Raw genomic sequence first — 7,945 nt, forward strand, 5'->3', positions numbered from 1 at the left:
TAGCCTTTTATATTGGAATACGAAAACACCGCACGGCGAATGTTTTGCATTCGCCATGCGGTGTCGTGATTAACTGAAAATTAAAAGCTCCTGCGAGCAGTATTGCAACAAGCGTTTAACCGAAATCGTCAAACATAATGTTCTCGCGATCTACGCCTATACTGTCGAGCATTACTTGCACAGCTTTACTCATAGGACCAGGGCCGCACATGTAGAACTCGATGTCTTCGGGCGCGTCATGGTCTTTAAGGTAAGTGTTGTACATCACTTCGTGTACAAAACCGGCCACGTATGGCACCCCAGCCTCATCCGCTTTGGGGTCGGGGCGGTCGAGTGCAAGGTGGAAATGGAAGTTTGGATATTCCTTTTCCAACTCGTGGAAGTCTTCCAAGAAGAACGCTTCGCTCAGACTTCGCGCACCATAGAAGTAATGCATCTCGCGATCGCGAGTGTGAAGTGTTTTGAGCATGTGCATAATCTGACTGCGAAGAGGAGCCATACCTGCACCGCCACCAACCCAAATCATCTCTTTCTTCGAGTCGAATATCGGGTGGAAATCACCAAACGGACCACTCATCACCACCTTATCGCCTGGCTTGCGCGAGAAGATGTAGCTGGATGCAATACCCGTGGGCACGTCTTGAAAGCCCACCTCCGGGCGAGGCTTAAACGGTGTTGTGGCAATACGCACGGTTAGGGTGATGCGGTCGCCCTCTGCGGGGTAGTTGGCCATTGAGTAAGCACGGATGGTTTCTTCGGGATTGTGAGCTTTGAGGTCGAAAATGCCGAACTTTTCCCATACAGGCAGGTACTCTTCGCCAATGTCTTTCTTGTCGAAATCCTTGTTATAGTCGATGGTTTCGTATGCAGGTATCTTTATTTGAGCGTAACTCCCTGGTACGAAGTCCATGTGTTCGCCTGGTGGCAACTCAACGATGAACTCCTTGATAAAGCTCGACACGTTCTTGTTGCTGATAACCGTGCACTCCCACTCTTTCACACCCAGCACACTTTCGGGCACTTTAACCTTCAAATCGCCTTTAACCTTACACTGGCAACCAAGTCGCCAATGGTCTTTCACCTCTTTTCGCGAGAAGTGCGAGCGTTCGGAGTCGAGAATTTCGCCGCCTCCTTCCAGCACTTGCAGCTTGCATTGTCCGCAGCTAGCCTTTCCGCCACAAGCCGAAGGCAAGAAAATGCCGTTCTCGTTGAGGGTGGCCATCACGTTGTTGCCCTGCTCTACGGTAAGTTCCTTATCTCCGTTAACGGTGATAACCACCTTACCACTGGGCGAAAGGTATTTCTTGGCCACCAGCAACATTATCACCAGCAGCAAGATGATGAGCAGAAAAGCGGCTATACTTATTAATATAAACTGTAACATATATCCTTGTCTTATAGATTTAAGCCCGAAAAACACATCATGGCCATAGCCATCAGTCCTACGGTGATGAATGTTATGCCCAGTCCTTGCAGGGGTTTGGGCACGTCGCTATATTGCATTTTCTCTCTAATGGCTCCCATCGACACGATGGCCAGGGTCCAACCGAAGCCGCTACCAACGGCATAAGAGATGGAATCCCACACGGAACCGATGTACTGCGTGCTGGATGGGTCCATGTTTATGCGCTGTTGCATGAAGAGCGAGGCACCCATGATGGCACAGTTAACGGCAATAAGGGGTAAGAATATGCCCAAAGCAGAATAAAGCGAGGGGCTATATTTCTCGACTGCCATTTCTACCAGCTGCACAATACCTGCAATAACGGCGATGAAAAGGATGAAACTGAGGTAAGAAAGGTCGACACCCGCTATCAAACAATCGGGACCTAGCACCTTGGTTTGCAGCAAATAGTCGACGGGGACAGTAACAAGCAACACGAAGGTTACCGCTAAGCCCAGCCCCAAAGATGTTTTTACGTTCTTAGAAACGGCCAGATAAGAGCACATTCCCAAGAAGAAGGCGAATATCATGTTGTCCACAAAGATGGACCTAAAGAATAAACTGATTAAATGTTCCATAGCGTTTTCTTATTTTTTCTCCTTGTAGAAATATGCCCTATGCAGCCAGATAACACAGCCCAACAGTATCAATGCCATTGCGGGCATAGTCATCATGCCGTTGTTCAGATAGCCTGCATGGTACGCACTCTCAGGAATTAGCTGGAAACCAAGTAGCGACCCACGGCCGAAAAGTTCGCGAATGCAACCAACAAGCACCAAGATGAAGGCATAACCCAAGCCATTGCCGATGCCGTCGAGGAAACTTGGCCAAGGCTTATTCATCATGGCGAAGGCTTCGAGGCGGCCCATGAGGATGCAATTGGTGATAATCAGACCCACATATACCGACAGTTCTACGCTGACATCATACACAAAGGCTTTGAGAACTTGGCTAACGATGGTAACCAAGGCCGCAACCACCACCAACTGAACGATGATTCGGATGCGCGAAGGGATGGTATTGCGTATCAAGGAGATGATAACGTTAGAGAAAGCCGTAATGATGGTAACGGCAAGTCCCATTACGATAGCTGGTTTTAGCTGCGAGGTAACGGCCAATGCCGAACAGATGCCAAGCACCTGAACCATGATGGGGTTATCGAGATTTAGCGGATTGACAAAGACTTCTTTGTTTTCCTTTGAAAATAACTTACTCATAACTGCTGCGTTCGATTATTTACTAGTTAAAAACACGAGATACTTCGACAAACCCTCGATAAGCATGTCGCTCACGCCATTGCTTGTCAGCGTGGCGCCTGTTACCGCATCTACCTGCGTAGAGGGGTCGTCTACCTTCTTTACAACAGAGAGTGCCACTTTCTGGGTGCCCTCTGCGAACACCTTCTTTCCTTTAAACAGGTTCTGCCACTTCACGTTGTCTTTTATCTCCGCACCCAATCCGGCCGTTTCTCCTTCGTGATTGAAGTACGCTCCGTAAACAGTGTTCTTGTCTGCATCTAATGCAATAAAGCCATTAATAGGTCCCCAAAGTCCCATGCCGTAAACGGGTACGATGTACTTGGTTTGCCCGTCTACTTTACAAACGAACAAAGCCAAGCGGCCATCCTTGTAATCGGCGCTGTTGAGCAAGAAACCGGCCTTCTCGCCGCCTTGTTCGCCTTTGGTGGTAACGTTTCCTTTGGTGTCTATTATCTCATCGGCCAATACAACTTCCTTATACTTCTGTGCAGCCTCTTCATCACTTATGTCGCGAATGTTAAGCGCATAGAGCAATTGTTTCTTCTTATCCAAGGCCACGTTGATGTCTTGCTGAGGTTTCAACGCCTTAAAGACGAAAGCCAACAAGAAAGCAACGACAACGACGAGGATGGTAGAATATATCAGCGTATAGCCGTTGGAATTGGTGTTTAATCCTTTTTTCTTCACTTCTGCCATGATGTCATTTGTTGTTTTTGGTTAAACGTTTCATGCGCTTACTTATGTTTGCCTGCACCACATAATAGTCGATAAGGGGCGCAAACATGTTGGCAAACAGTATGGCCAGCATCATTCCTTCGGGATAGCCGGGGTTCATCACACGTATGATAAGGGCCATTGCGCCGATAAGGAATCCGTAAATCCATTGCCCAGTGTGGGTTCGGGCCGACGTAACGGGGTCGGTGGCCATGAATACGGCACCGAAACAGAAACCGCCCAGCACGATATGCTCGTACCAGTCGATGCTGGTCATGCCCAAATGCTTAAACAACAAGGCCATTAAGATGCCTCCACCAAACACACTTCCCATAGTACGCCAACTGGCGATGCCCGTCCAAAGCAGGATAACAGCACCTATGCCTATGGCAATCACGCTCGTTTCGCCTACACTGCCGGGGATAAAGCCGGTTATCATGTCGCTAAGGCTGTACGGAACGTTGGCTCCAACGCCAATCTCTCCCAAAGGCGTGGCGGCCGTAAAGCCGTCGGGCAGGTCGTAACCAAAGCCCAAGATGGAGTTGGAAGCCACCCAAACGGTGTCGCCCGTCATCTTCGAGGGGTAAGAGAAGAAGAGGAACGCACGCGCGCAGAGCGCAACGTTGAAGATATTCATACCTGTTCCACCGAAAATCTCTTTGCAAATAACCACCGAGAAGGCCACGGCGAGCACCAATATCCAAAGTGGACAGCTCACAGGGATAATCAATGGGATGAGAATACCCGTCACCAAGAATCCTTCTTGTATCTCTTCGTGTTTCCATTGCGCCCAAGCAAACTCTATTCCAAGTCCTACGGCGTAGCTAACAACCACCTTTGGCAACACGGCTAGGAAGCCGAAGAAGAACAAATCAAAGAAACTGGCATCGGCCAAATGGCCTGCTGCCGCGTAGTTTTGGTAGCCTACGTTGTACATTCCGAAGAGCAAAGCCGGCAAAGCGGCAATAACCACCATGCTCATAATGCGTTTCGAGTCGATGGAATCGTGGATGTGCGTTCCCACTTTCGAGGTTGTGTTCGGCACATAGAGGAAGGTTTCCAATCCGTCGAAAATGCTTTGGAATGCGTGAAGCTTGCCTCCCGGCTCGAATTTCGGCTTTATTTTATCTAAATATTGTCTTAATGCTTTCATACTGCTTTATGCATTTTCTTTACGTAACATGTTCAGCCCCTGACGAACGATGCGTTGCAATTCGAGTTTAGAACTGTCAACGAACTCTGCCAGTGCGAAATCTTCGGGCGAAACCTCATAGATGCCCAGCTGTTCCATCTTGTCGATGTCGCCAACGATGATGGCTTTGATGAGAAACTCGCCATAAATGTCCATCGGCAACACACTATCGTATTCGCCACTCATGATAATATGGCGTTCGCCACCCTTCACACGTGCATCCAAATCGTACTCCTTCTTGCCCATGAGCCAAGAGAAATAGCTGCGCGATGTGGAAAATTGGTTGGTGCGCGGCAATATCCAACCGAACATTTCGTTTGCATCGGCACCTTCGGGAATAGCGGTTATCTCGGATGTTTTTACGCCAACGCTGTCTTCCAAGCACGATTTCGTACCCGTTAAAGGGTTTCCGTTGATAAGGCGAAGGTCTTCTTGGCGCGTCAAAGCGTCTTTCAAAATCACCGAGAAAGGCGTTCCTATCAGCGCATCAACGTACATGGGCGATGCCATAGCACTGCCCCCAAGGGCGATTGTGCGCAGAAGATTGACCTTACCTGTATTAAACAACCTTCCGAAGAAAATCACAAAGGTGGGGTCGACCGTCCAAACCACTTCGCCCTTATTCACTGGCGAGATGTGGTTTACCTGCACGCCTACATTTCCTGCGGGGCATGGACCATCGAAAACCGTCACTTCCACGTCCTTGGCGTTCACCAACGCGTCGGCCTTTTGGTTCTTTCCTATTCCCAAATAGGTGGTTGCCATCTTCGAAAGGGCTGTCAATCCTGTTTGGAAATCGCGCTCGTTGCCCTGCAACTCGTATTCAAAGTTGTTGGCAAGGGGCATGTCGCGCAGTGCGGAAACAAAGATGGCCTTAGGCGTTGTCTGCGGGTTGGTAGACACGGCGTAAGGCAATTGGTATATATAGCCAAACAAACCTGCCTCTAACAAGGCACTTTTCACCTCATCGGCAGAGAGTGTCGACACGTCGCGCCGCCCGAAATCGTGAAACTTCTGCACCTCATCGGCCTGCAACCTGATGCCGAGTATCTTTCGTCTTTCGCCTCTTTCAACGGCCTTAACCGTTCCGCTCACGGGCGATGCGAACCTCACCTCAGGAAAGTTCTTATCTACAAACAAGGCATCACCCACCTCTACACGGTCTCCTTCGTGTACAACAAGTTTAGGAACAACGCCTTCGAAGGTGTCGGGACGCACCACATATTCTGCGCATGCGCCTATAACGCGTTTCGTTTGGGCTGCTGTTCCTTTCAGGTGAATGTTTAAGCCTTTACGTAACTTAATGACATTTGCCATGATAAACTATAATATATCTGATTTTAATGATTAATCTCTTGTCCGACCTTTTTGCCTTGGCAGCATCACTTTGCGCCCACGCAGAGAGCAACGAACGCTTGCTTAAATGGTGCTCGTCATCAAAACAAACACCGAAAGCGATGGATAGGAACACCACCCACCGCTTTATCGTTGCAAATATAATCAAAATAAAACATAATAAAAAGAAAAACGGTGGGTATATTTCGCATTAAGGTTTTTTTGATGTAATTTTGCCAACCAAACAAAGCAATTGAGAAAGTTAAGACACATAATAAATATTATTTTATGGGCTGTGGTTGGCCTGTACTTCGTTTTTGTGGTTTTGCTGCATGTTCCCTTTATTCAGGCTTTTGTTGGGAACACTATCGGCGACGCCCTTTCGGAGAAATTGGGTACTCATGTGTCGGTGGGTAAGGTGGATTTAGGCTTTCTTAACCGAATTATCATCGACGATCTCGTTATCAACGACCAGCAAAACCAGCGCATGCTCGAAGCCACACGGCTCTCGGCAAAGCTAGATTACGCCGCGCTTGCAGCGGGAAAAATCCACATTTCGTCTGTTCAGCTGTTCGGATTAAAGGCCAACCTTTATAAGAAGTCGGCGCAAAGCCAACCCAATTTCCAATTCGCGCTCGATTCATTGGCATCCAAAGACACCACTTCTAACACGCCCCTCGACCTCCGTATCAACACGCTTATCATCCGAAGGGGCAGTGTTAGCTACAATCAGCTCGACAAACCCAAGACCAACACGTTCTCTCCCAACCACATTTCAGCAACCGACATCAGCGCACACATTGCGCTCAACGCCCTTACCAACGACAGTGTGAACCTCAATATCAAGGACTTGTCGTTCAAAGAGCAGTCGGGTCTGCACGTTAAAGCCCTTACAGGCGAGCTTACGGCCAACAAGCAACGGGCAAGTCTGCTGCATTTAACCTGCGTTTTGCCCTCCACCAGCATCAGTTTCGGGCCAATCACGGCCACATATGCCTTCAACGGCACCGAATTTCAGTCGCCTTCTTTCCTGTTCAGTGGCAGTTTGCAAAGGTCAAAACTCACCTTGGCCGACCTGGCTTGTTTCTTACCCGAACTGAAAACCTCTACTAAGCCCTTCTTTCTGCAAGCCGACGTGTCGGGCACAAGCACTTCCCTACGTGTGAAAACGCTCGAAATATCGTCGCGCGCGAACAATTTTTCGCTCCAAGCCGACGGCTCTATCAGCAATTGGACATCCAAATTGCGCTGGGCCACCAACATCAGGCGACTTCGCGTGAGTGCCGAGGGCGTGCAATTTCTTTCCGACAACTTCGCCAACCACTTCAAAGTGCCTGCCGTTATCGGCCGTTTGGGCAACATCGACTATATTGGCGAGGCTGGCGGCTATGGACAAGACGTGGCTACCAAGGGCATCATACGCACCGATGCAGGCACCGCAACCGTGGCTTTTGGCCGGCATAACGATAATTTTTCGGGCAGAGTGGAAACCAACGCCCTAGATCTCGGCAAGATTTTGGCCGACAAACGATTTGGAAACATATCTACCCAAATAGACGTCGACGGCAAACTGCCCACTCGCGGCTCGGTGTATGTAAAGGCAAAAGGCGATGTTAAGGAGTTTTTCTACAACGCATACAGTTACAAAAACATCGCCGTAGACGGCGAATGGAACAACGGCACCTTCGACGGAAAGCTAAATGTCAAAGACCCCAACGTTAATTTCAACCTGCAAGGACAGTTCAACCTGGCATCGAAACAGCCCTTTGCCAAGCTAAAAGCCGAAGTAACAAACTTCAATCCCGCTGCCCTAAGCCTCACAAAGCAATGGCCCAACACGCAATTTAGCTTTGCCGTAATGGCCGACATCAAGGGTAACTCGCTCAACACGGCCAACGGAAGGGTGCAGCTAGACCGCTTTGCAATGCTGTCTGATGCAAAAAGCTACAAGCTCAACGCCATTTCTGTAGACGTAAGCAACAACAACCAGCAGCATTCGCT

Annotated in this window: 6 protein-coding genes and 1 pseudogene; 1 reads left to right on the top strand and 6 read right to left on the bottom strand. The window is 49.0% G+C overall.

The genetic code is table 11. The features are described from left to right. Nucleotides 1-115 precede the first annotated feature (115 nt). From nqrF to HMPREF0670_RS04375, 6 genes are read right to left on the bottom strand one after another with little or no spacing between them, the layout of a single operon-like run. Nucleotides 116-1,384 (bottom strand): NADH:ubiquinone reductase (Na(+)-transporting) subunit F, encoded by a 1,269-nt coding sequence (nqrF, locus tag HMPREF0670_RS04350; protein ID WP_009229958.1) that lies wholly within the window; start codon nt 1,382-1,384, stop codon nt 116-118. Between the two features lie 11 nt (nt 1,385-1,395). Continuing rightward, on the bottom strand, nt 1,396-2,022 hold the full coding sequence (gene nqrE, locus HMPREF0670_RS04355) for an NADH:ubiquinone reductase (Na(+)-transporting) subunit E (RefSeq protein WP_009229959.1): 627 nt from the start codon (nt 2,020-2,022) through the stop codon (nt 1,396-1,398). A gap of 9 nt (nt 2,023-2,031) precedes the next feature. Continuing rightward, entirely contained in the window at nt 2,032-2,661 is a 630-nt protein-coding gene (locus tag HMPREF0670_RS04360) for an NADH:ubiquinone reductase (Na(+)-transporting) subunit D (protein WP_009229960.1), read from the bottom strand. 15 nt (nt 2,662-2,676) lie between these two features. Further along, nucleotides 2,677-3,399 (bottom strand): NADH:ubiquinone reductase (Na(+)-transporting) subunit C, encoded by a 723-nt coding sequence (gene nqrC / locus HMPREF0670_RS04365; protein ID WP_009229961.1) that lies wholly within the window; start codon nt 3,397-3,399, stop codon nt 2,677-2,679. Between the two features lie 4 nt (nt 3,400-3,403). After that, entirely contained in the window at nt 3,404-4,570 is a 1,167-nt protein-coding gene (locus HMPREF0670_RS04370) for an NADH:ubiquinone reductase (Na(+)-transporting) subunit B (RefSeq protein WP_009229962.1), read from the bottom strand. A 6-nt stretch (nt 4,571-4,576) separates the two neighbouring features. Beyond that, nucleotides 4,577-5,926, bottom strand: coding sequence for a Na(+)-translocating NADH-quinone reductase subunit A (locus HMPREF0670_RS04375; protein WP_009229963.1), 1,350 nt, complete (start codon nt 5,924-5,926; stop codon nt 4,577-4,579). A gap of 271 nt (nt 5,927-6,197) precedes the next feature. Here HMPREF0670_RS04375 and HMPREF0670_RS04380 point away from each other — a divergent pair. Continuing rightward, nucleotides 6,198-7,945, top strand: a pseudogene (locus HMPREF0670_RS04380) (translocation/assembly module TamB); the annotation flags it as partial.

Source organism: Prevotella sp. oral taxon 317 str. F0108 (genome assembly GCF_000162415.1).
Taxonomy (GTDB): Bacteria; Bacteroidota; Bacteroidia; order Bacteroidales; family Bacteroidaceae; genus Prevotella; species Prevotella conceptionensis.

Bases quoted from the DNA above. Each gene is read 5' to 3' on its own strand.
- nqrC (WP_009229961.1), bottom strand. From the start codon at position 3,399: ATGGCAGAAGTGAAGAAAAAAGGATTAAACACCAATTCCAACGGCTAT.
- nqrE (WP_009229959.1), bottom strand. From the start codon at position 2,022: ATGGAACATTTAATCAGTTTATTCTTTAGGTCCATCTTTGTGGACAAC.
- nqrF (WP_009229958.1), bottom strand. From the start codon at position 1,384: ATGTTACAGTTTATATTAATAAGTATAGCCGCTTTTCTGCTCATCATC.
- HMPREF0670_RS04375 (WP_009229963.1), bottom strand. From the start codon at position 5,926: ATGGCAAATGTCATTAAGTTACGTAAAGGCTTAAACATTCACCTGAAA.
- HMPREF0670_RS04360 (WP_009229960.1), bottom strand. From the start codon at position 2,661: ATGAGTAAGTTATTTTCAAAGGAAAACAAAGAAGTCTTTGTCAATCCG.
- HMPREF0670_RS04370 (WP_009229962.1), bottom strand. From the start codon at position 4,570: ATGAAAGCATTAAGACAATATTTAGATAAAATAAAGCCGAAATTCGAG.